We start from the raw sequence: 18759 nt of genomic DNA, 5'->3' as shown, positions 1-18759 counted from the left end.
GCCAAGTCCTTGCGATACAATGAAGAAGGCGGCATTTCATCGCGCCAGCGGGACCGGCGGAAGCTGAAAGGCGATCGATGCGATGCAGGCCTCGCCCACCGCGTCCGTCGCCACCTTGGCGCCGCCGTCGGTGACGACGCGGCGCGCGTCCTCTGCATCGAGAAGCTGGAAGGAAACGCTCGTTTGCGTGCCATCATCCGAAACCAGTCCCTCGGGGATGCTGGGGACGAAATCGTCAAGCGCCGAGACCCGTGCCGCAAAGGCCGTTTCGTCCATGTCCGAACACCAGTGCGTGCCGTCCGATGGAATCGCGCCGACCAACCACGCCTCGACCAGCGCCTGTGCCGCCTGCGGAGACGGGGCCGGCGCGTCCGGTCGTGACTGGACCGCTGGCGGGGACTGCCGCTCGTCTCCCACGTCCGCGGCTTGCTCGCCTGACGCGCCGCAGGCCGAGAGCATCATTGCCGACATGAGAGTCGCGACCTTCATCCGCGAAGCCTTTCCAACTCGGCGAGAAAATGCGCCGGATCGTCGAGGTGCAGTGCGACGCGTTCCACGCGCCGCTCGCTGCCGAAGACCCCTTCCGTCACTAGGGCCCGCTTCAACGTCAGCGCCACGTTTGGAGCCGAGAGGATCGCGAGATTCAGCGTCTCTTTCTCATCGAGCACGGCCTTTTCGAAGGTCGCTTCGACGATCGCGATGGCATCGAGAGGCACCATGAAATCCACCAGCATTCCGCTTCGCACCCGCACCCCGTCGGCGCCGAGCAGAACCGGATAGAGGCGGATCGCCTTGATCATCGCCACGAACCAGCCGATCCCCACCATCGTCAGCGCGAACACCACCCAGGCGACCGTCTCGTTCCACAGCATCAGCAGCAGGTGGACAACCCCGAGTTCGATCACCTGCAGCCCCAGCAGCACCCACAGGAGTGGCGCAAGCGCCCGATGATAATCGTGGCCGATCGAACCCGCCGGAACGTCCTGCGCGCCACCCCACGAGAAAAGCGCGATCCGCATCGTTGCCAGTTCGCGGCTCCCCGCGCGCACCAGCTTCGGCGGAAGGATGGCAGCGAAGGCCGTCTCCATCGATCGCTCGGCCCGGTAGGCCTGCGCGAAAATCCGACCGCTCCAGCCGACCCAAAGTATCCCTGCCCCTGCGAAAAGCGCCAAAAGCGCCGGCATCTCCAGCAGCGCCTCGCGCACCGGAGCCGACCCACCGAGCAGCACGACCGGTCCCGCAAGCGCGATCGCACCGACAAGAGACCGGAATCTTTGCACGCCCTTTGCGCACCTTGCCTTCGCCAGCGAAGCCAGGCCGATCGCGTCGGCAACGACCCACGCAAACATGAGCGCGGCCAGCGAAGAATGCGTCGCCGCCCAGTCGGAATGCGTTGCGATCCGCGCGCCGAGGATGACGAGCAGCGGAAGCAGGAACATCGGAAGGGCGAGTCGGGCATGTCCGGTCATGAGCCCATCCTAGCCGCCTGCCGCGCGCGCCACTATGACCGCCCGATCACAGTCGACCCGAAATCCGTCGACACGCAACCTGCACGACGGACCTGACGTTGCAGCGAAGTGAACGATCCCTTTTTCAGCATCGCGCCTTATCACGTCCTTCTGTTCGGGTCCGGACTGGCGATCATTGTCGCCTACTGGGTACCGCGTTTCTTTTCCGGGCGCGAGCCGGCCGCCTCGGGCTTGCTGATTCTTGGCGGCTTTCTCGTGTTCGGCCTGCTGCCCGGTGTCCCCGAGGCCTTCAGTCCGGTCGAGCGGCCCGTCTTCTGGGAACGCGCCGCCGAGATGGCGGTCATCATCGCACTGTTCGGAACGGGAATGCGGCTCGACCGGGTCGAGGGACTGCGAAAATGGTCGCCCACGATGCGGCTTCTCGTGGTCGCCATGCCGCTGTGCATCGCGGCCGTCGCGCTCGGCGGCCTGCTCGTGGGCATGACGCTCGCGGGAGCCGTCCTCCTCGCAGCCGTGCTCGCACCGACCGACCCCGTCCTGGCAGCCGACGTTCAGGTGGGTCCGCCGCTCGAAGGGGGCGAGCATCCGGTCCGCTATGCGCTGACGACCGAGGCGGGCCTCAACGATGGCCTCGCCTTTCCCTTCGTTTACCTGGGCATCTTCCTCGTCGTCGCGGACGGCGGCGTGGCAGAGTGGCTCCCCAAATGGTTCGGTCTCTATGTCGTCTACAAAATCGCGATCGGCACGCTCGCGGGGATCGCGGCCGGGTGGCTTCTCGGCAAAGTACTGTTCGGCATTCCGCGCAAGAACCCGCTCGCCGCAAGCAGTTCGGGCGTGATTGCCCTCGCGGGCGTTCTCGTCACCTATGGGGCCACGGAACTGATCGAGGGATATGGCTTCATCGCCGCTTTCGTCATGGGCGTCACGCTCCGCCGCGTCGAATCGGACCACGGCTACCATTCCCGTCTTCACAATTTTTCCGAAGCGCTCGAACATTCGATCACGGCCATCCTGCTGGTTCTCCTGGGCGGCGCGTTGCCCGCGCTTTTCCCGTTCCTGGACTGGCGCCACGCCGCGCTGGCGCTGGCGCTCATCTTCCTGATTCGGCCGCTGACGGGAATGTTGTCGCTGGTAAAAACGGACTTGAGCATGAAGCAGCGCGCGGTCGTCGCTTTTTACGGCGTGCGGGGGATCGGTTCGATCTACTATCTCGCCTATGCGGGCGCCCAGCTCGACCTCGTCGACGAAGGCGTTCTCTGGGCGACCGTCGGATTCACCATCCTGGTCTCCACCATCGTCCACGGTTTTACCGCCGGCATCGTCGTGTCCGCCGCGACGCACGAGAAATGATCGTCGCGTCGCCGGGGCTTGTGACCCGATAAGCGCTCGGCGATAGGTGCCACCAACTTATGGGACACGAACCCGATCTCCTTATCGTCGGCGGCGGCCTCTCTGGCGGACTGGCGGCGCTCGCGCTGGCGACACGCCGTCCCGAACTCGATATCCAACTGCTCGAGCGCGAACCTACGCTCGGTGGCAACCATGTCTGGTCCTTCTTCTCCGCCGATATCGACCCGGAAATGCAATCCGTCGTCGACCCGCTCGTAGTCAAGCGATGGGAGCGCAACAGCGTCCATTTTCCTGCACATGAACGGACGCTCGAGACCCCCTACAACAGCATTACCAGCGAGCGCTTCGACGAGGTGATCGGTGAAGCGCTCGGCGACAGACGCCTTGTCGGGACCGCCACCGAGCTTGGCCCTACCCACGCTACGCTCGCCGACGGCACCCGTCTCGAAGCACGTGCCGTCCTCGACACACGCGGCCTCACCGAACCGCCACGTGGCCTCGCCTGCGGCTGGCAGAAGTTCGTCGGCCAGATGCTCGACATTCCCGGCGGGCACGGCATCGAGCATCCCGTCATCATGGACGCGACCGTCGACCAGTCGGACGGTTACCGTTTCGTCTATCTCTTGCCCTTCGACGACACCCGCCTTTTCGTCGAAGATACCTACTATCAGGACGACCCGCGCCTCGACCGCGACCTGCTGGCGAGCCGCATCGCCGACTATGCGCGCGAGAACGGCTGGGGCGACCATCGCCCCAATCACGAGGAAACCGGTGTCCTCCCTGTCGTCATCGGCGGCGATTTCGATGCCTTCTGGCCGGCTGACGATCCCGTTGCCCGTGGCGGCGTGCGCGGCGGCCTGTTCCAGCCGCTCACCAGCTATTCGCTCCCCGAAGCCGCGCGCTTCGCGGACTGGCTCGTCGACGCGCTCCCGCTCGAGGGCCCCGCGCTTGCCATCGCCACGCGCGCCTACGCGAAGCGACGCTGGCGCTCGCAGCGCTTCTACCGCCTCCTCGGGAGAATGCTCTTCCGTGCCGCGCCGCCGCCGATGCGCGTCAACGTCTTCCAGCGCTTCTACCGTCTATCCGACGGGTTGATCGAACGCTTTTACGCAGGCACATCGACCGCCATCGACAAAGTCCGCATCCTCACCGGCAAACCGCCGGTTCCCATTCCCGCCGCGATCCGCGCGCTTCTCGGAAAGACCCGATGACCCATCAGCCCTACAAAAGCGCCATCGTCATCGGATCGGGCTTCGGCGGCCTCGCACTCGCCATCCGCCTTCAGTCGGCGGGTATCCAGACCACCATTATCGAGGCGCGCGACAAGCCGGGTGGGCGCGCCTATCATTGGGAGCGGGACGGCCATGTCTTCGACGCCGGCCCCACCGTCATCACCGATCCCAATTGCCTCAAAGCGCTCTGGGCCCTCACCGACCGTCGACTGGAAGACGATGTCACGCTCGTCCCCGTCGACCCTTTCTACGCGTTGGATTGGCCCGACGGCACGCGCTTCGACTATACGAACGACGACAAACGCCTGTTCGCGCAGATCGAGGCGCTCAATCCCGACGACGTCGCGGGCTACAAGCGCTTCCTCGCCTATTCCGAAGGCGTCTTCCATGAAGGCTATGAGAAGCTCGGTACCAAGGCCTTCGAGAATGTCGGCCAGATGCTGAAAGCCGCCCCCGCCCTGGCAAAATACCAGGCCTGGCGCAGCGTCTATTCGATCGTCTCCAACTACGTGAAGAACGAGAAACTCCGCCAGGCATTGAGCTTCCACACCTTGCTCGTCGGCGGCAACCCGATGACCTGCTCGTCGATCTACGCGCTCATCCACAAGCTGGAGCGCGACGGCGGGGTGTGGTTCGCGATGGGCGGCACCAACAAGCTCATCGCGGGCATGGTCACGCATTTCGAACGGATCGGCGGCACGATCCGGCTCGGCGATCCCGTCACCCGTATCGTGACGAACGGCGACCGCGTCACCGGGGTCGAAACCGCCAGTGGCGAGCGACTGGACGCCGATACCGTTGCCTCCAACGGCGATGTCGTCGCCACCTACGGCCTGCTCGACCACCCGCGCGGGAAGAAGCAGCACAAGGCGATGGCGAAAAAGCGCTTCAGCCCCTCGCTGTTCGTGATGCATTTCGGGCTGGAAGGCACCTTCCCCGAAATTCCGCATCACATGATCCTGTTCGGCCCGCGCTATGCCGGGCTCCTCAAGGACATCTACAATCGCGGTTCACTCGCGCCCGACCCCGCGCTCTATCTGCACCATCCGACCGTCACCGACCCGTCGATGGCGCCCGAGGGCTGCTCGACCTTCTATGCGCTCGCGCCCGTCCCCCACATGGGCAAGGCCGACGTCAATTGGGACACGGTCGGCGACCATTATGCCGAGACCGTCCTCGACACGCTCAAGGAGCGGCTCCTGCCCGACATCCGCGAGCGGATCCGCACCCGCTTCCACTACACCCCCGCCGACTTCAAGTCGGACCTGTTCGCACACCTCGGCAGCGCCTTCAGCCTCGAGCCCGTCCTGACCCAGTCGGCCTGGTTCCGCACCCACAACCGCGACGACAAAATCGACAATCTCTACTTTGTCGGCGCGGGCACGCATCCGGGCGCGGGTATTCCGGGTGTCGTCGGGTCCGCGGAAGCGACCGCGGGACTGATGATCGCGTGACGAGCCGCGCCGCCCTCGTCGCCAAAGCCGGCGACATGATTGCGGCGGGCTCCAAGAGCTTCCGCGTCGCCAGCCAGCTGTTCGACGAGCGGACCCGGGAGCGCTCGTGGCTGCTCTACAGTTGGTGCCGCGCGTGCGACGACATTACCGACGGTCAGACGCTGGGCCATGACGCCGCCACGCCCGAAGACCCCGCCACGCGCCTCGCCTTCGTGCGTGAGAAGACGACGGAGGCGCTCGCCGGCACGCCGACCGGCCTCGTCCCCTTCGACGCGCTCGGCGCCGTTGCTGCCGAATGCGCCATCGCCCCCGCACTCACGGATCACCATCTAGCGGGCTTCGCGCGCGACGCGGCCGGCTGGCAACCCGAGACCGAAGCCGATCTGCTCGCCTACTGCTACGAAGTCGCGGGCGCGGTCGGGGTGATGATGGCGCAGGTCATGGGCGTCCCCGCCGACGATGAGGACACGCTCGACCGCGCGAGCGACTTGGGTCTCGCCTTCCAGCTTGCCAATATCGCCCGCGACATTGTTGACGACGCGCGGGTCGGGCGGAATTATCTCCCGACCGACTGGCTCGCTGAACGCGGCATCGAGGCCATCGACCCGCAAGCGCCCGAGACCCCCGCCATCGTCGTCGCGATGCGCCGGCGGCTTGCCGCCATGGCCCGGCTCTACGGCATGAGCGCGCGCATCGGCGCCGCCCGCCTGCCCTTTCGTAGCCGCTGGGCGGTCCTCGCCGCCGCACGGATTTACGGGAGGATCGCGGAACAGGCCGACGCCGCCGACGAGCGGCATTTCGACCAGCGCATCACCGTCCCCAAGCGCAAGAAGATCAGGCTTGTGAGCGCGGCGCTTCGCGACACGCTTCGCACGCCCGAACCGATGGACCGCGACAATCTCTGGACGCGCCCTAGGTTCTAGCGCGGACTGCTAGTCTTCATCGTCCTGCTCGGACAGATAGGTCATGAGCTGTGCGAGCGTCTGCTCCATCTGGTCCTGCATCTGCGTGATCAGCTCGTTCTCGCGCATCCCCGCATGATCGAGCGGTTTGGAATAGCTGTCCGAAAAGGCCTGCAGATCCTCTTCGCCGAACACGCCGCGCGCCACCAGCCGGGCGAGGATGACCAGCAGCCCGTTGGTATTGGCGATCGAGGAGGCGACCAGCGCCTCGTCGACCATGCTCAATCGCTGATCCTTGCTCTCGGGCGCTTCGCCGTCCTCGCGGTTTTCTTCTTCACTCATACCGACAATGTGGCGTCTCGCCCGGCGCTAGGGAACCCCAAAATCGGGCCGCTTGGCGCACGGCTTTCGCTCGTCTAGAAGCACTGCCCTATGGAAGCCTCCGACATCCGCGTCGCCATGTTCTCGGGCAATTATAATTATGTCCGCGACGGCGCCAACCAGGCCCTCAACCGCCTCGCCGACTATCTTTTGCGCCAGGGGGTGAACCTTCGTGTCTACTCGCCGACGGTCGACGAGCCCGCCTTCGAGCCGACCGGCGATCTCGTGAGCGTCCCGAGCTTTCCCATCCCCGGCCGCGGCGAATATCGCTTCGCCTTCAACCTTTCCAAATCCGTGCGCGAGGACATGGCGGCCTTCAAGCCCAACATCGTCCATATTTCCTCGCCCGACCTCGTTTCGGTCAATGCCGTCAATTGGGCGCAGAAGCACGACATCCCTGCGGTCGCCAGCGTCCACACCCGCTTCGAGACCTATCTCCAATATTATCATCTGGAGATCCTCGAACCGTGGATGCGCGCGTGGCTCCGCCGTCTCTACAAGAAATGCGAAGCTTTGCTCGTTCCCGCTCCCTCGACCGCCCATGTCTTGCGCGAGCAGCGAATGAACGAGGCGATCACCATCTGGGCCCGCGGGGTCGACCGCGACCAGTTCAATCCCGGCCGGCGCGATCAGGACTGGCGGCGCGGGCTCGGCATCGCAGACGACGAGATGGCAATCGCCTTTTTGGGCCGCATCGTCATGGAAAAGGGCCTCGACGTATTCTCCGAAACCATTCGGATGCTCGAGAAGAAGGGCCTTCCCCATCGCGTCCTCGTGATCGGTGACGGCCCCGCGCGTGGCTGGTTCGAGGATCACCTTCCCGACAATGCCGTCTTCGTGGGCCATCAGGAAGGCCCCGACCTCGCCCGCGCGCTCGCCAGTGCCGACATCTTCCTCAATCCCTCGATTACCGAGACTTTCGGCAACGTGACGTTGGAAGCCATGGCCTGTGCGCTCCCCGTCGTCGCCATTTCGGCCACGGGTACCAACAGCCTCGTTGACCCCGGCACCACCGGCCTCGTGGCACCCCCGGGCGACATCGCGGGTCTCGCCGAGCATCTCGCCGCCTACCAGTCGGACGCTGCCATGCGCGAGGAACATGGCGCCGCCGGCCTCGCGAAGGCCAAGACGATGGACTGGGATTCGATCAACGACACGGTGCTGCAAACCTACAAGCGGGTAATCGCCGCCAACAATGGCTGACCTGTTTGGCAGCGAAGAGCCGTCTGCGCTTGAGACGCCCGCAGAAAACGCGCCTCTCGCCGACCGCCTGCGCCCGCAGTCGCTCGACGCCGTCGTCGGTCAGGACCATCTCACCGGCCCCGATGGCGCCATCGGTCGCATGGTCGCGGCGGGAAAATTGTCGAGCATGATTCTCTGGGGTCCTCCAGGCACCGGGAAAACCTCCATCGCCCGCCTGCTCGCCGACGCCGTGGGTCTTCGCTTCACCATGCTCAGTGCCGTCTTCTCGGGTGTGGCGGATCTCAAGAAAGCGTTCGCCGAGGCCAAGAAAATGGCGGGGTCAGGCCAGCGCACCCTCCTGTTCGTGGACGAGATCCACCGCTTCAACCGCGCCCAGCAGGACGGCTTCCTCCCCTTCGTGGAGGACGGCACGGTCACGCTCGTCGGCGCGACCACCGAGAACCCGAGCTTCGAACTCAACGCCGCGCTGCTCTCGCGCGCACAGGTGCTCATCCTTCACCGCCTCGACGAGCCTGCACTCTCGCGACTTCTCGAAAAAGCCGAGGACCTCGTCGAAGCGAAACTGCCGGTGAGCGACGACGCCCGCGCCGCCCTCGTCGCCAGCGCCGACGGCGACGGTCGCTTCCTGCTCAATCAGGCCGAGACGCTCTTCGACCTGGACCTCGAAGACCCGCTCGATCCCAAGGCACTCGCCGACCTCCTCCAGCGCCGCGTCGCCGTCTACGACAAGGATCGCGAGGGGCATTACAATCTCATTTCCGCGCTTCACAAAGCCGTCCGCGGCTCGGACCCCGATGCCGCGCTCTACTATCTCGCGCGCATGCTCGTCGCTGGCGAGGACCCGCTGTTCCTCTGCCGCCGCATGGTCCGGATGGCGTCGGAAGACATCGGCCTCTCCGATCCCAATGCGCTCGTGCAGGCGCTCGCTGCGAAGGAAGCCTACGACTTCCTCGGCAGCCCGGAGGGCGAACTCGCTCTCGTCCAATGCTGCCTCTACCTCGCCACCGCCCCCAAATCGAACGCTGCCTACACGGCCCAGAAGGCGGCCTTCCGCACCGCCAAGGACACCGGCAGTCTGATGCCGCCGCAGAATATCCTCAACGCTCCCACCAAGCTCATGAAAGAGATCGGTTACGGCAAGGGCTACACCTACGACCACGACGCCGAAGACGGATTTTCGGGGGACGACTACTGGCCGGAGGAAATGGACCGCCAGCGCTTCTACAAACCCGTCGACCGCGGGCTCGAAAGGAAGATCGCCGAACGCATGGCTTTCTGGAACGCCCGGCGTGGCGAGCGGTCCGACAACGGTTCGGTCAAAGGCTGAAATGGGTCCGTCCCATAGCCCTTCGCTTACCGGGGGATCGTCGCTCCTATACTCGGCCAGCGCGAGATATTCTCTACCCAATGCTCGGCTCTAGCCGCCGTCGCCGTCGCCCCGCGCCCCAGCCAACAACAGCTTCTCCACCTGCCGCGAGCGGCTCGAGGCCATCACATGCTCGATGCCTTCCACGGTGATCGCGAGTTCGCTCTGTTCGTTGACCTTCACCCAGCCCTTTTCCTTCAGGAACCAGCTGTGGAATTTGAAGAGTTCCTCGGAACAGTCGAGGTGCTGCTGGATGTAGAAACCGATCCTCCCCGGTTCGTCGGGATGATCGCGGCGCCGCTGATACAGGAATAGCAGGATACGCTGCTGCATCTCGGCATCGCGTAGCGCGGTCGTATCGTCGACCACGCTCGCAGGTGAAGCGGTCGCCCGGTTGCCGAGCCGCGCGCTATGCTCGGCGTCGTACCGCGCCCGACGCGCGGGGTCGCCGAGGACGCGATAGGCTTCGGTGATCGCGCTGAACTGCGCGACGTCGGCCGTCTCGTTATGGTCGGGGTGATACAACTGCGCAAAATAGCGATAGGCCTTTTGCAGCATGTCGGCGCTGCAGCCGGGATCGACTTCGAGCAATGCATAATAATCGACGAAATCGACGTTATCCGCCATGCGTCCTCCCGTCTGCGGACAGCACGACTTCTAGGCCGATCATGGGGTCGATGCCAGCTTCTGTGTGTCGCTGGCGCGGCATGGCGGGGGCGCTAGCCTTGCTGGGAGATCGCGCGCCGAAGATCGGCCTTGATCTGCCGACCCGAAAAATGGGCGTCGACATTGAAGTGACCTTCTTCCTTCAGCTGCTTGCGAATGTCCTCGATGCTGTCGCTGTCCTTGGCGAGCTCGAAGGCCCGACCGATCGTTCCGATACCGTTGTTCATGCAAATCCTTCTCTATCTGCAACGATCCTAGCACATCCGCAGGAAAATCGCAAAAAACTGCCAAAATGATTTTGCGACCCTTCCGATCCGGTCGCGACCCGCCTAGGCTTGGCGTTCGTCACAGCAGGGGACACCAAATGTATCGATCCGACGCGCCCGCCTATTGGCAGGAACAGCTGTACGAATGGGGCCCGCGCCTCCTCTTCGCGCTGCTGATCCTCATCGCCACCCATTTCATCGCCAAGGCGGTCGAATGGGCGATTTCCAAGGCGGTCAAGAAAATCCCCGCCCTGCAGAAAGACCCCGATCTCGACGGCACGTCGATCGGACAGGAACTGGGGCGTCTCGGATATTGGCTGGTCTGGCTCGTCGGCCTGGTTGCCGCGCTGCAACCGCTGGGGCTCAACGAAGTCCTCGAACCCGTCACGCGTCTCACCAACGAAGTGTTCGAGTTCCTGCCCCGTCTCATCGGCGCGGCGGTGATCTTCATCGTGGGACTGATCGTGGCGCGCGTCGTCAAGCATCTCGTCGAGGCGGCGCTCCGCGCGCTCAATGTCGAAGGTTGGGCGCAGAAGGCCGGTCTCAACATGGGCGATCGGACCGTCGCGGTCGACAGCGAAGGCGAGACGGTCGAGGGCGCCCCCACGCCCGCGCGCCACAGCATCGCCCGCGCGCTCGGCATGATCGTCTTCGCGCTCATCATCATCCCCGTTTCAATCGCTGCGATCGACACGCTGGGGATCGACGCATTGTCCGGCCCGCTGACGTCGATGCTCACGATGATGCTCGACGCCATTCCCCGCATCCTGCTCGCTGTTTTCTGGCTCGGCATCGCTTACGTTCTCGCCCGCGCGGCCAAGATGCTGGTCGAGACCGTGCTTCCGGCGCTGGGTTTCGACAATGCCGTGCGCGCGATGGGCGTCTTCGAAAATTCGGCCCAGCCCAGCCGCATCGCTGGGGCCATCGCCTTCATCGCGGTGATGCTATTCGGTGCGATCGAGGCGATGCGTGCCGTGGGCGGCGATCAGGTCGCGGCGCTCTTGTTCCAGATCACCGAGCTTGGCGGCAAGGTCATCTTCGGAACCGTGATCATCGTCGTCGGCATCTTCCTCTCGCGCCTCCTCGCCCGCCTCGTCGGGCAAGGCGCAGGTGAAGGCAGCTATGCGCAGACGATCGTGCGCTACGCCGTGATCGCCTTGTTCACGGCCATCGGCCTTACCTTCATGGGCCTTGCCAACGAGATCGTGATCCTCGCCTTCGGGCTGATCCTCGGCTCGGCGGCGGTGGCGACCGCGCTCGCCTTCGGGCTCGGCGGACGCGAGGCGGCGGCGCGCCAGCTCGAGCGCTGGCAGGCGGAAGGTGATATGCCCCGTCCCGCCAAGCCCGCACCCAAGCGCATCCGCAAGGCCGATCCCGAGGATGACGGCAACGACGGCCAGCCGCCGCTGGTCTGATGCAGTTCGCCGCGACCATCGCCATCGACTGGTCGGGCGCGAAGGGAACAAAGCACAAGGGCATCGCCGTGGCGCAAGCGCGTGGCGGCGATGCCCCGGCACTCGTCCGCCCCGGTCATGCCTGGTCGCGGCTCGAAGTGCTGGAGTGGCTGGGCGAACGGCTGGAGCGCGAGCCTGTGCTCGTCGGCTTCGACTTCAGTTTCGCGCCGCCCTTTATCGAGCGCGAAAGCTATCTGCCCGGCGAGGATGTGCCGGACGACGCAAAGGCCTTCTGGGCCTATGTCGATGCGCATTGCGACGACGAGGACCTTGGCGCCGCCAGCTTGCTCGAAGACCGTCACCGCGCGCATTTCTACTTCGGAAAAGCCGACGGGACCAAGGCCGACTATATGCATTTTCGCCAGTGCGAGCAGCGGCTCAACGCCGCAGGCGGCGGCAAGGCGGCGACGGTGTATGACGCGATCGGCGCGGCGCAGGTCGCCAAGGCGAGCTTCGCCGGGATGCGCCTGCTGCATCGCTTCGACGGCAAGGTGCCGATCTGGCCCTTCGATAAGGTCGTGGAAGACAGAAGCGCGATCGTCGAAATCTACGGTCGGCTCTACATCCGCCGCGCCGGGCGGCCCGGTCGCAAGCTGCGGACGGCAGATGAACTCAACGAGGCGCTGGCAGCGCTCGGCAGCCCACCGGTCACGACCGAGCGAACCCTGACCGATCATGACACCGACGCCCTCGTCACCGCCGCAGGAATGCGCGATGTGCTGCGTCATGCACCGGACCCCTTTGCGCCGCCGGGGCTCACCCCCAGAATTGCGCGAACCGAGGGCTGGACCTTCGGCGTGATCTAGCTAAGAGAAGCGGGCGCGGAGCCGGCTTAGCTCAGCTGGTAGAGCAGCGGTTTTGTAAACCGAAGGTCGCGGGTTCGACCCCTGCAGCCGGCACCGCGCAAACCTTTGGAAAACTGCAGATTATGCCGAACGCAGAACGCGCGAAAGCCGCGCTGGGCGTCGGTTCGTGCGGGCACACAAGGGGGCACAGCCTCGTTCTCGGTTTGGTCTTGCCGTCTTGAGGGGAGAGAATATGGAGGGAGAATACAGCGTCACGCTAATCGAGGACCGCCCGAAAAGTGGGCAGTGGCACTGCGGCCCGAACGCGGCTTGGGTTGAAGTGACGCACCTGCCTACGATGATTAGTGCTCGCGCCTTCGACATGACGCATCACAAGGCAAAACAGGCAGCGCAAGCCTGTTGCGAGATGATGGTCGAGCAATCGCGGCTCACGAAGTGCCAGTTCCCCGAACGCCTAACCGTCTAACGTATATAAGGGAGAGTGGATGGCCCCTGAGTATGGGCGTTCCCCCTTCGGGGTCGCGCTCTCGCCCTACGGGCTAAGCCCCTTCGGGTCTTATCGCTTCGCGCTTCGATCGACTAACGCGAATTGTCGAGAAATCCGCTTGACAGGGTGGACATTCCGCATTAGAAGCGTGACATAAGGAGAAACGCAATGGCTACCGAAAACCTCATCACCGTTCTCAAAAACACCGAAGACGCCACCGACGACGCTGGCATTCGGATGAACCAGATGGCTCGCCGCATTCTTCGCAAGCGCGGCATTTTCGCCATCTAATGGAACGGGAGTTTTGGGCCGCGCCGATTGGTGACAACCGATTGAGCGGCCTGCTCTCCGAATTGTGGGATGCCATTGAGGACTGCGACGACCCCGAACGCCTTTACAGGCTGCATCGTCGTCTAACTTTGGGAATTGTGAACCATGCCAAGCGCCGAGAAAGTGAACTGCGACAAGTGTAATGGGACCGGCTTCTTGGACTATCGCGGCTTTTCCATGGATGCCTGCGTGTGGTGCAGCGGCACGGGAACTATTGAGCAATCCTCAAAGGTTGACGATCTGGCCGATAGCGTCATTTCCGCCGCAAATGCCGCAGGCCCGACGCTACGCCTTGAGCAACACGACGCAATTAGAAATGCCGTTGCTTCGTCACACGGGCGCAGCGGCAAAAGCCTCGATAGCCTCGGAGCCGATGGGCAGGAGGTCGCAACTGTCATTAAATCCTTGACGGTTCAAACGGAAGACCGCCTCGAAGAGTTGCGGCAATGGGCGGATGATAACTGCCCCGAGGGCGTGGCGGGTGCGCCTGACAATGTGCGCTGGCTGCTGTCCTATGCCGAAGACGTTGCGACAACCGACCTTCGCAAGCGTATGAGCGATGCAGTAACGTTGTTATACACGCACGGTGTCATTACCGACAAAATGCGCGCCCACGCGCGGCGCAACCTGTAATCGATCGTTACAAGTTGGAGAGAATGGCAGACTGGCGCGACCACCTTACCGCCGAAGAAATAGCGCGTCTTGGCGAAATCGAAGCCGAGAACCGCGCTCTCTTTGCTGAGCGACGGCGTATCTATGATCGAGCCAGAAAGCGGGCCGAGCGAAACGAGTAGGCGGTGAGACACTGTGCCGAGCCGCACCGCCCGTTAGAACATTAGGGGAACATCGCTAGGCGGTCAAGCGCTGGGCAGCATTTCGGGGCAAATCGACACCCGCCCCACCTCACCGAACTTCGCGTGATAGGTGATCGCGTTCATGTAACGCTCCGAATGCCAGCCATGCCGCGCCGCGTAGGCGTCTCGGGCTGCGAGCGTCGGGTGCTGTATCACCTTGGCTCCCAGCTCGTCCTTCTCAAAAGAATGGTGCTTGTCGCCGGTGTGAATATACCGCTTCTTCGTCTGCCCCCATTCCGGCGCGAACTGCGCGGCAACGAAGCCTCTAAGCTGCTCTGCTCGCTTGAGATGGGAATGATGAAACACCATCATCGTGTCGCCGTGGACATGGCAGTAATAGGGCAGGTCGCTTTGATCGACCGTCACCCGAGGCTCGTCCTCGTATAGCGCGGCGAACATCACGCGAAGCCATACACTCGAGGCCATGTCGTGGTTGCCTTCAGCGAGGATCACATGGACGCGCTCATGTTTCTCCAATAGCAGGCCGATGACCTGGCGGAGAATGCGAACCGCCACCCCCACCATCTTTGGCAATCGCCCATCGGCGTCCAGTAGATGCCCGCTCGTCGGTGTCTCGGGCTTCCAGCTATCGTAATGGAGAAGGTCACCAAGCTGGTTGAAGATTGCCGTCTGTGCTGCGGGGGCCGATCGAATGGCCTCCGCAAAGCATCCGACGATTGTCCGCTCGGCAATCTCCAAATCCCAATCTGCCCCGCCTTCACGGTGCCAAGCAAGCATCCCGACGTGTGCGTCGGTAAGAGTATAGACGGTTGCCAATTCCTGCTCTGTAGATTGTTCAGGACGCGCAACAGGCGCAGCGCGGGGCAGCTTCGCCGCCAACGCCTCTAGCGCGGCTTCGCGGGCCTCCTGGGCCTTCTTCTCGTCACGGCATTCGGTTTCCCAATACCCAATGACACTATCATCATCGCCGCGCCGGAACGTGGAGCGACGGACGACGGAGAAGTTATCGTTCGCCTGTTCCTTGGCCAAGCGGCGGCGGATGGTTGCTTCGGACACGCCGATAGCGGCGGCCGCAGCGACGTTGGAGCCGTGTTCTTCGACTAGCTTTGCGTATTCCATCAGAAGATGCCCAGAACCTTCTTGCGGGGCGTGATGGCTTGACGCTCCAGCTCTTCGCACTTCTCGATGATGTGCATGGTGGCGGCCTGTCGGTCGTTGGCCTGGTCGAGCTTGCCCGTCTGCGCATCAGAAAATGCCACCCACTCGCCCACCGTATCGCCGTAGGGAAGCTCCGCCCCTTCGACCCCGGTCCGCCAGTTATCGGGAATGAGTGTCGCGCAGTTTGCAGCGCTCGCTGTCACGATAGGCGGCCCTCCGGCACAAGCTGTCGAGGCCAGCCCTAGCGACATGAGGATTGACCCTCTCATCAGCGCCTTGTGCATTGCGTATCTCCTTCGCATTGCGGGCGGTGAGGTCTTCACTTTCCGCAGCCTTGTCGTTGGTGGTGTCGATGGTTTCGATGGCCTCGGTCGCGCTTTCGCTACGGGCTTCGGCCTGCTTGCGGTCTAGCTTGGATTGCGCCTCTGCCGAGCGGCGGGCGTCCCATTGCGAGCAAGAGAAGAGGACGAGGATAAGCAGCACGATCGCCAGCCCGAGGATGGCGTAGAGCGGGTTTCTGTAGCTCATCGCTCGAACTCCTTTTGGATCGCGCCCACAAGGCACAGTTCGCGCTCCCCGATGCGCTTGCCTTCACCGTCGCGGCGATATTGCAGGCCAGCAAGGACACGGCCCCCGGCGTATTTATAGCGAGACATGAAGCGACACGCTGCGATCCGGTCGCCCTCGTTGAAGAGGCGGCGAACGCTGGACTTGCCATAGGCCCCGGTGCCGACATTGTAGGCGAAGCTGGTATGCGCCGCCCACTCGTAAGGGCTATCCTCGATCCCCGGCGAAAGCCTCGCGACCTTAGCGCCGAACTCTTCCAAGCCCTTGCGGAGAAGCGCGTTGCATTCGGCGTCGGTATAGCGACGCATCTCGACGCGGGTTTCCCCGAAGCATACGGTTTTCACGCCCACGCTATCGAAATAGGGTGTGTTGCTCTTGCCCTCCCATCCCGCGACGAACGGCGTAGCAATGGCGAGCATGGCTGCGATGGCAGCGGCCGCGCCGCCCTTCTTCACAGTAGACCTATCGACGCTCACAAGCCGCGAGCGCGGGCTATCGTTTGTGTTCTGCACGGGTGCGGCCCTCCAGCTTGGGTTGCGCCTGCCGACGTGACTTGATGCCGCCGAACAGCAGGAAGGCGAACATCAGCGCCCCCAGTCCCCAGCGGACGGGTTCCCACGGCACCAGGCGAATGAAGAATGAAGCGGTTTGCGGCTCGACCAGCAGGAACGACAATGCGCCCGAGATGGCAGTCATGAACTGGATGCTGCGGTGCTCCAGCCAATAGCCGAGATCGGTCATCGCATGGCGGCAACGGTTAATCATCTTGCGATCCTTTCGGGTCGAAGGCGGTGTGTAGATTGTCGGACAGGCGCTCTTCGTCGGAACTGCGCTGAAGCCCCACGCGCTCGGCGGATTGGCGAAGCTGCATGGCCTCGCGTTGGGCCACGTCGCGCTGGAGAATGGCTTCGTCGCGTTCCTTCAAGGCGTGGTCGCGCTCTTCCCGCGCCCTGTCGCCCTCTTGCCGCATGGCGTGAAGTTCGCGGGTCAGTTGCTCGACCTGCGCCTCCAGCGACTTGATGCGGACTTCCATGCTGTCGCGGAGCCACTTCTCGCTCTCGCTGGTGGTCTTGCGACTGGTGAGGACGACCGTGACGATGAGGCCGATGAGCGTTCCGGCAATCGTGAGATCGCCGACATTGCCGAGGCCGTCGAGAACACCCCCCAGCGTCATTTGGCTGCCTCGTCGAGCGCCCGCTTTGCCCGGATCATCGCCCACGCGATGACAAGGTGAAATGCGATACCCGTCAGGCGAAGGATGGCCTCGAACGGCGTTTGGGGTGTCGAGACGCCCGTCTTCAGGACGAACACGCCGACGTTGTAGGCAATATCCAGCGCGACGAAGAAGATCGGCAGGACTAGAATATCATAGACTTGATGCTTGCCTCGAATGGCCCGCACCAGCGCGCCGCGATAGCACCACGCCACCAGAAGAAAGGCGAGCGTTGGCGTGGCCTGAAGAACAGGCATGATGGTTTGCATGAGCGCCCCCGTGGGACGAACGCCCCGCTTTACTTGTGTTGGTTTCGTGGCAAGGTTGGCCGATGCGCTGGCAATGGATCGCGTCTGGCATCATTGCGTTGCAGTTGACCGCTGTTGCGGCGCTGGCGGCGCAGGCACCCCACCTGCCTCCCGTCTCGTCCTACCTCTTGATCGCTGGCGTTTTCGCGGTTGGCCTTGCCTATCTGACCGCGTGCCTCTCGCTGCTGGTTTTCAAGCGTCCTATCCCTTGGCAATGGATCGCACACGCAAGCGCGGGTTTCGCGCTGGTGGCCGTCGAATGGGCGCTTATCGCATGGTTCAAGGGCATGGTGCCGATCGTCGTTGGCTTCACGGCGGATCGATGGCTTGCCGACCTTGACCAAGTTCTGTTTTTCTCCGACCCGTGGACCCTGAGCCATGCCGCCTTGGGGTGGGCATCCCCTGCTATCGACCTCGCGTATGTCACTTGGTCGCCGCTGAAGATTGCCGCCTTGATGGCGCTGATACTACTTCCCCGCACCGCCGACCGGAATCGGCTGATGATCGTATATTTCTTGATCGTTTCAATCGGCACTGCGCTTCAGTATCTCGCCCCCTCTGCGGGTCCGGTTTTCTATGATCGAATAGGGTTGGGCGCACGTTTTTCCGACCTGCCGCTTTTGCCGTGGGTCGAGCGGGCAAGTGACTATCTGTGGAACGACTACCAAAACCCGCAGATGGGCTTCGGGACGGGCATCAGTGCGTTTCCGTCAATGCACGTCGCCATCGCCTGTTGGATCGCGCTTGTCGTTCGATCGCAAGCCCCGCGCTTTCAATGGTTCGCGTGGGTCTATCTGCTCGTGATAACAGTGGGGTCGGTCCATCTTGGCTGGCATTACGCCGTCGATGGCCTTGCAAGTCTTATTCTCGTCGCGGTCTGCTACGGCGCGGTGACGGTTTTTACCTCGCCAGTGGCCCAGCTAAGGCCCGCAGCGCTTTCAAACAGGGTTGTCCAAGTTGAAGCGTCATCGCTTCCCTGAACTACGATACGGGAAGGGCTTCCGCAAACTGCTGGCCAGCCCTGCCACGCTCGAATTTCCTGACAAGAAACTGGCGCTCCGATCGCTCCGACAAAGTCGTAGTATATCCATGCGCCCACCGCCCCGTTCGTATTAGAACACCAGCCATTCCCGTCAGTGAAACGGGCGTCAAAGGCATAGTGCCCTGCATACGAACCGCCTACGGAACTGCTCACTCCAACATTTACTGAATTTACTGCATTGTCGGTCGAACACTGGTCAGCGCCGCCCGGTGTAGCGGCGATTTCGATTTCTCGCAGACCCACGCGGCCGCTAACATTGGTGGCGGCACCATCGGGGAAGAATAGCCTGA

General features: G+C 63.4%; 23 protein-coding genes and 1 tRNA gene. 12 read left to right on the top strand and 12 right to left on the bottom strand.

Features of this window, described 5'->3' with window-relative positions:
- Positions 1-36: 36 nt before the first annotated feature.
- Together WJS89_RS10735 and WJS89_RS10730 are read right to left on the bottom strand one after the other, a co-directional pair.
- Positions 37-489 carry a hypothetical protein gene (locus WJS89_RS10735; RefSeq protein ID WP_346340932.1) on the bottom strand — a complete coding sequence of 151 codons (453 nt, stop codon included), beginning with the start codon at positions 487-489 and terminating at the stop codon, positions 37-39.
- The gene (locus WJS89_RS10730; RefSeq protein WP_346340931.1) at positions 486-1469 is read right to left on the bottom strand and encodes a hypothetical protein; all 984 of its coding nucleotides are present in this window, start codon (positions 1467-1469) and stop codon (positions 486-488) included. Before WJS89_RS10730 ends, WJS89_RS10735 begins: the two co-directional genes overlap by 4 nt.
- A gap of 108 nt (positions 1470-1577) precedes the next feature.
- Here WJS89_RS10730 and WJS89_RS10725 point away from each other — a divergent pair, with 108 nt between their 5' ends.
- Genes WJS89_RS10725 through WJS89_RS10710 form a run of 4 tightly spaced genes read left to right on the top strand, consistent with a single transcriptional unit; the run spans position 1578 to position 6428 of the window.
- Positions 1578-2819, top strand: a complete 1242-nt coding sequence (locus tag WJS89_RS10725) for a cation:proton antiporter (protein ID WP_346340930.1) — start codon at positions 1578-1580, stop codon at positions 2817-2819.
- 59 nt (positions 2820-2878) lie between these two features.
- On the top strand, positions 2879-4030 hold the full coding sequence (gene crtY / locus WJS89_RS10720; protein ID WP_346340929.1) for a lycopene beta-cyclase CrtY: 1152 nt from the start codon (positions 2879-2881) through the stop codon (positions 4028-4030).
- On the top strand, positions 4027-5505 hold the full coding sequence (locus WJS89_RS10715; protein ID WP_346340928.1) for a phytoene desaturase: 1479 nt from the start codon (positions 4027-4029) through the stop codon (positions 5503-5505). The genes crtY and WJS89_RS10715 overlap by 4 nt, the downstream gene beginning before the upstream one ends.
- Complete coding sequence (locus WJS89_RS10710; RefSeq protein WP_346340927.1) at positions 5502-6428, top strand: phytoene/squalene synthase family protein; 927 nt, start codon at positions 5502-5504, stop codon at positions 6426-6428. The genes WJS89_RS10715 and WJS89_RS10710 overlap by 4 nt, the downstream gene beginning before the upstream one ends.
- 9 nt (positions 6429-6437) lie before the next feature.
- Here WJS89_RS10710 and WJS89_RS10705 read toward each other — a convergent pair whose 3' ends face one another.
- Positions 6438-6749: a hypothetical protein gene (locus WJS89_RS10705; RefSeq protein ID WP_346340926.1), complete on the bottom strand. Its 312-nt coding sequence runs from the start codon at positions 6747-6749 to the stop codon at positions 6438-6440.
- Between the two features lie 90 nt (positions 6750-6839).
- Here WJS89_RS10705 and WJS89_RS10700 point away from each other — a divergent pair, with 90 nt between their 5' ends.
- Both WJS89_RS10700 and WJS89_RS10695 read left to right on the top strand, forming a co-directional pair.
- Positions 6840-7991: a glycosyltransferase family 4 protein gene (locus WJS89_RS10700; RefSeq protein ID WP_346340925.1), complete on the top strand. Its 1152-nt coding sequence runs from the start codon at positions 6840-6842 to the stop codon at positions 7989-7991.
- Positions 7984-9318: a replication-associated recombination protein A gene (locus WJS89_RS10695; protein WP_346340924.1), complete on the top strand. Its 1335-nt coding sequence runs from the start codon at positions 7984-7986 to the stop codon at positions 9316-9318. The genes WJS89_RS10700 and WJS89_RS10695 overlap by 8 nt, the downstream gene beginning before the upstream one ends.
- Positions 9319-9408: 90 nt before the next feature.
- On the opposite strand, the gene WJS89_RS10690 is transcribed toward WJS89_RS10695, so the two are convergent.
- Positions 9409-9984, bottom strand: coding sequence for a J domain-containing protein (locus WJS89_RS10690; RefSeq protein ID WP_346340923.1), 576 nt, complete (start codon positions 9982-9984; stop codon positions 9409-9411).
- 92 nt (positions 9985-10076) lie between these two features.
- Positions 10077-10250: a hypothetical protein gene (locus WJS89_RS10685; protein ID WP_346340922.1), complete on the bottom strand. Its 174-nt coding sequence runs from the start codon at positions 10248-10250 to the stop codon at positions 10077-10079.
- A gap of 137 nt (positions 10251-10387) precedes the next feature.
- Here WJS89_RS10685 and WJS89_RS10680 point away from each other — a divergent pair, with 137 nt between their 5' ends.
- The 5 genes from WJS89_RS10680 (at position 10388) to WJS89_RS10660 (ending at position 13999) form a co-directional block, all read left to right on the top strand.
- Positions 10388-11704, top strand: coding sequence for a mechanosensitive ion channel (locus WJS89_RS10680; RefSeq protein ID WP_346340921.1), 1317 nt, complete (start codon positions 10388-10390; stop codon positions 11702-11704).
- On the top strand, positions 11704-12549 hold the full coding sequence (locus tag WJS89_RS10675) for a hypothetical protein (RefSeq protein ID WP_346340920.1): 846 nt from the start codon (positions 11704-11706) through the stop codon (positions 12547-12549). The genes WJS89_RS10680 and WJS89_RS10675 overlap by 1 nt, the downstream gene beginning before the upstream one ends.
- Positions 12550-12569: 20 nt before the next feature.
- Positions 12570-12642: transfer RNA gene (locus tag WJS89_RS10670), tRNA-Thr, on the top strand.
- Between the two features lie 562 nt (positions 12643-13204).
- Positions 13205-13327 (top strand): hypothetical protein, encoded by a 123-nt coding sequence (locus tag WJS89_RS10665; RefSeq protein ID WP_346340919.1) that lies wholly within the window; start codon positions 13205-13207, stop codon positions 13325-13327.
- A 144-nt stretch (positions 13328-13471) separates the two neighbouring features.
- Entirely contained in the window at positions 13472-13999 is a 528-nt protein-coding gene (locus WJS89_RS10660; RefSeq protein WP_346340918.1) for a hypothetical protein, read from the top strand.
- 224 nt (positions 14000-14223) lie between these two features.
- Here the strand turns inward: WJS89_RS10660 and WJS89_RS10655 are convergent, their stop codons facing one another.
- From WJS89_RS10655 to WJS89_RS10625, 7 genes are read right to left on the bottom strand one after another with little or no spacing between them, the layout of a single operon-like run.
- The gene (locus WJS89_RS10655; RefSeq protein WP_346340917.1) at positions 14224-15300 is read right to left on the bottom strand and encodes a hypothetical protein; all 1077 of its coding nucleotides are present in this window, start codon (positions 15298-15300) and stop codon (positions 14224-14226) included.
- Positions 15300-15542, bottom strand: a complete 243-nt coding sequence (locus tag WJS89_RS10650) for a hypothetical protein (RefSeq protein WP_346340916.1) — start codon at positions 15540-15542, stop codon at positions 15300-15302. The genes WJS89_RS10655 and WJS89_RS10650 overlap by 1 nt, the downstream gene beginning before the upstream one ends.
- Positions 15499-15867 (bottom strand): hypothetical protein, encoded by a 369-nt coding sequence (locus tag WJS89_RS10645; RefSeq protein ID WP_346340915.1) that lies wholly within the window; start codon positions 15865-15867, stop codon positions 15499-15501. The genes WJS89_RS10650 and WJS89_RS10645 overlap by 44 nt, the downstream gene beginning before the upstream one ends.
- A complete protein-coding gene (locus tag WJS89_RS10640) occupies positions 15864-16382 on the bottom strand; it encodes a lysozyme (RefSeq protein WP_346340914.1) in 519 nt (172 codons plus the stop codon). The genes WJS89_RS10645 and WJS89_RS10640 overlap by 4 nt, the downstream gene beginning before the upstream one ends.
- A gap of 16 nt (positions 16383-16398) precedes the next feature.
- Positions 16399-16671 carry a hypothetical protein gene (locus tag WJS89_RS10635; RefSeq protein ID WP_346340913.1) on the bottom strand — a complete coding sequence of 91 codons (273 nt, stop codon included), beginning with the start codon at positions 16669-16671 and terminating at the stop codon, positions 16399-16401.
- On the bottom strand, positions 16664-17080 hold the full coding sequence (locus WJS89_RS10630) for a hypothetical protein (RefSeq protein WP_346340912.1): 417 nt from the start codon (positions 17078-17080) through the stop codon (positions 16664-16666). The genes WJS89_RS10635 and WJS89_RS10630 overlap by 8 nt, the downstream gene beginning before the upstream one ends.
- Positions 17077-17388 (bottom strand): hypothetical protein, encoded by a 312-nt coding sequence (locus WJS89_RS10625; protein WP_346340911.1) that lies wholly within the window; start codon positions 17386-17388, stop codon positions 17077-17079. Before WJS89_RS10625 ends, WJS89_RS10630 begins: the two co-directional genes overlap by 4 nt.
- A gap of 62 nt (positions 17389-17450) precedes the next feature.
- On the opposite strand from WJS89_RS10625, the gene WJS89_RS10620 reads away from it, so the two are divergent.
- The gene (locus WJS89_RS10620; protein ID WP_346340910.1) at positions 17451-18407 is read left to right on the top strand and encodes a phosphatase PAP2 family protein; all 957 of its coding nucleotides are present in this window, start codon (positions 17451-17453) and stop codon (positions 18405-18407) included.
- The last annotated feature ends 352 nt before the right edge of the window (positions 18408-18759 follow it).

The sequence above is a fragment of the Sphingomicrobium aquimarinum genome, assembly GCF_039655735.1.
Taxonomy (GTDB): domain Bacteria; phylum Pseudomonadota; class Alphaproteobacteria; order Sphingomonadales; family Sphingomonadaceae; genus Sphingomicrobium; species Sphingomicrobium aquimarinum.
Note: the sequence above shows the minus strand (reverse complement) of the source record. Positions and strands in the feature narration are given on the sequence as shown.

Bases quoted from the DNA above. Each gene is read 5' to 3' on its own strand.
- WJS89_RS10730 (WP_346340931.1), bottom strand. From the start codon at position 1,469: ATGACCGGACATGCCCGACTCGCCCTTCCGATGTTCCTGCTTCCGCTG.
- WJS89_RS10625 (WP_346340911.1), bottom strand. From the start codon at position 17,388: ATGCAAACCATCATGCCTGTTCTTCAGGCCACGCCAACGCTCGCCTTT.
- WJS89_RS10665 (WP_346340919.1), top strand. From the start codon at position 13,205: ATGGCTACCGAAAACCTCATCACCGTTCTCAAAAACACCGAAGACGCC.
- WJS89_RS10620 (WP_346340910.1), top strand. From the start codon at position 17,451: ATGCGCTGGCAATGGATCGCGTCTGGCATCATTGCGTTGCAGTTGACC.
- WJS89_RS10700 (WP_346340925.1), top strand. From the start codon at position 6,840: ATGGAAGCCTCCGACATCCGCGTCGCCATGTTCTCGGGCAATTATAAT.
- WJS89_RS10645 (WP_346340915.1), bottom strand. From the start codon at position 15,867: ATGAGCTACAGAAACCCGCTCTACGCCATCCTCGGGCTGGCGATCGTG.
- WJS89_RS10690 (WP_346340923.1), bottom strand. From the start codon at position 9,984: ATGGCGGATAACGTCGATTTCGTCGATTATTATGCATTGCTCGAAGTC.
- WJS89_RS10715 (WP_346340928.1), top strand. From the start codon at position 4,027: ATGACCCATCAGCCCTACAAAAGCGCCATCGTCATCGGATCGGGCTTC.
- WJS89_RS10635 (WP_346340913.1), bottom strand. From the start codon at position 16,671: ATGATTAACCGTTGCCGCCATGCGATGACCGATCTCGGCTATTGGCTG.
- WJS89_RS10660 (WP_346340918.1), top strand. From the start codon at position 13,472: ATGCCAAGCGCCGAGAAAGTGAACTGCGACAAGTGTAATGGGACCGGC.
- WJS89_RS10705 (WP_346340926.1), bottom strand. From the start codon at position 6,749: ATGAGTGAAGAAGAAAACCGCGAGGACGGCGAAGCGCCCGAGAGCAAG.
- WJS89_RS10680 (WP_346340921.1), top strand. From the start codon at position 10,388: ATGTATCGATCCGACGCGCCCGCCTATTGGCAGGAACAGCTGTACGAA.
- WJS89_RS10695 (WP_346340924.1), top strand. From the start codon at position 7,984: ATGGCTGACCTGTTTGGCAGCGAAGAGCCGTCTGCGCTTGAGACGCCC.
- WJS89_RS10685 (WP_346340922.1), bottom strand. From the start codon at position 10,250: ATGAACAACGGTATCGGAACGATCGGTCGGGCCTTCGAGCTCGCCAAG.
- WJS89_RS10675 (WP_346340920.1), top strand. From the start codon at position 11,704: ATGCAGTTCGCCGCGACCATCGCCATCGACTGGTCGGGCGCGAAGGGA.
- WJS89_RS10630 (WP_346340912.1), bottom strand. From the start codon at position 17,080: ATGACGCTGGGGGGTGTTCTCGACGGCCTCGGCAATGTCGGCGATCTC.
- crtY (WP_346340929.1), top strand. From the start codon at position 2,879: ATGGGACACGAACCCGATCTCCTTATCGTCGGCGGCGGCCTCTCTGGC.
- WJS89_RS10735 (WP_346340932.1), bottom strand. From the start codon at position 489: ATGAAGGTCGCGACTCTCATGTCGGCAATGATGCTCTCGGCCTGCGGC.
- WJS89_RS10655 (WP_346340917.1), bottom strand. From the start codon at position 15,300: ATGGAATACGCAAAGCTAGTCGAAGAACACGGCTCCAACGTCGCTGCG.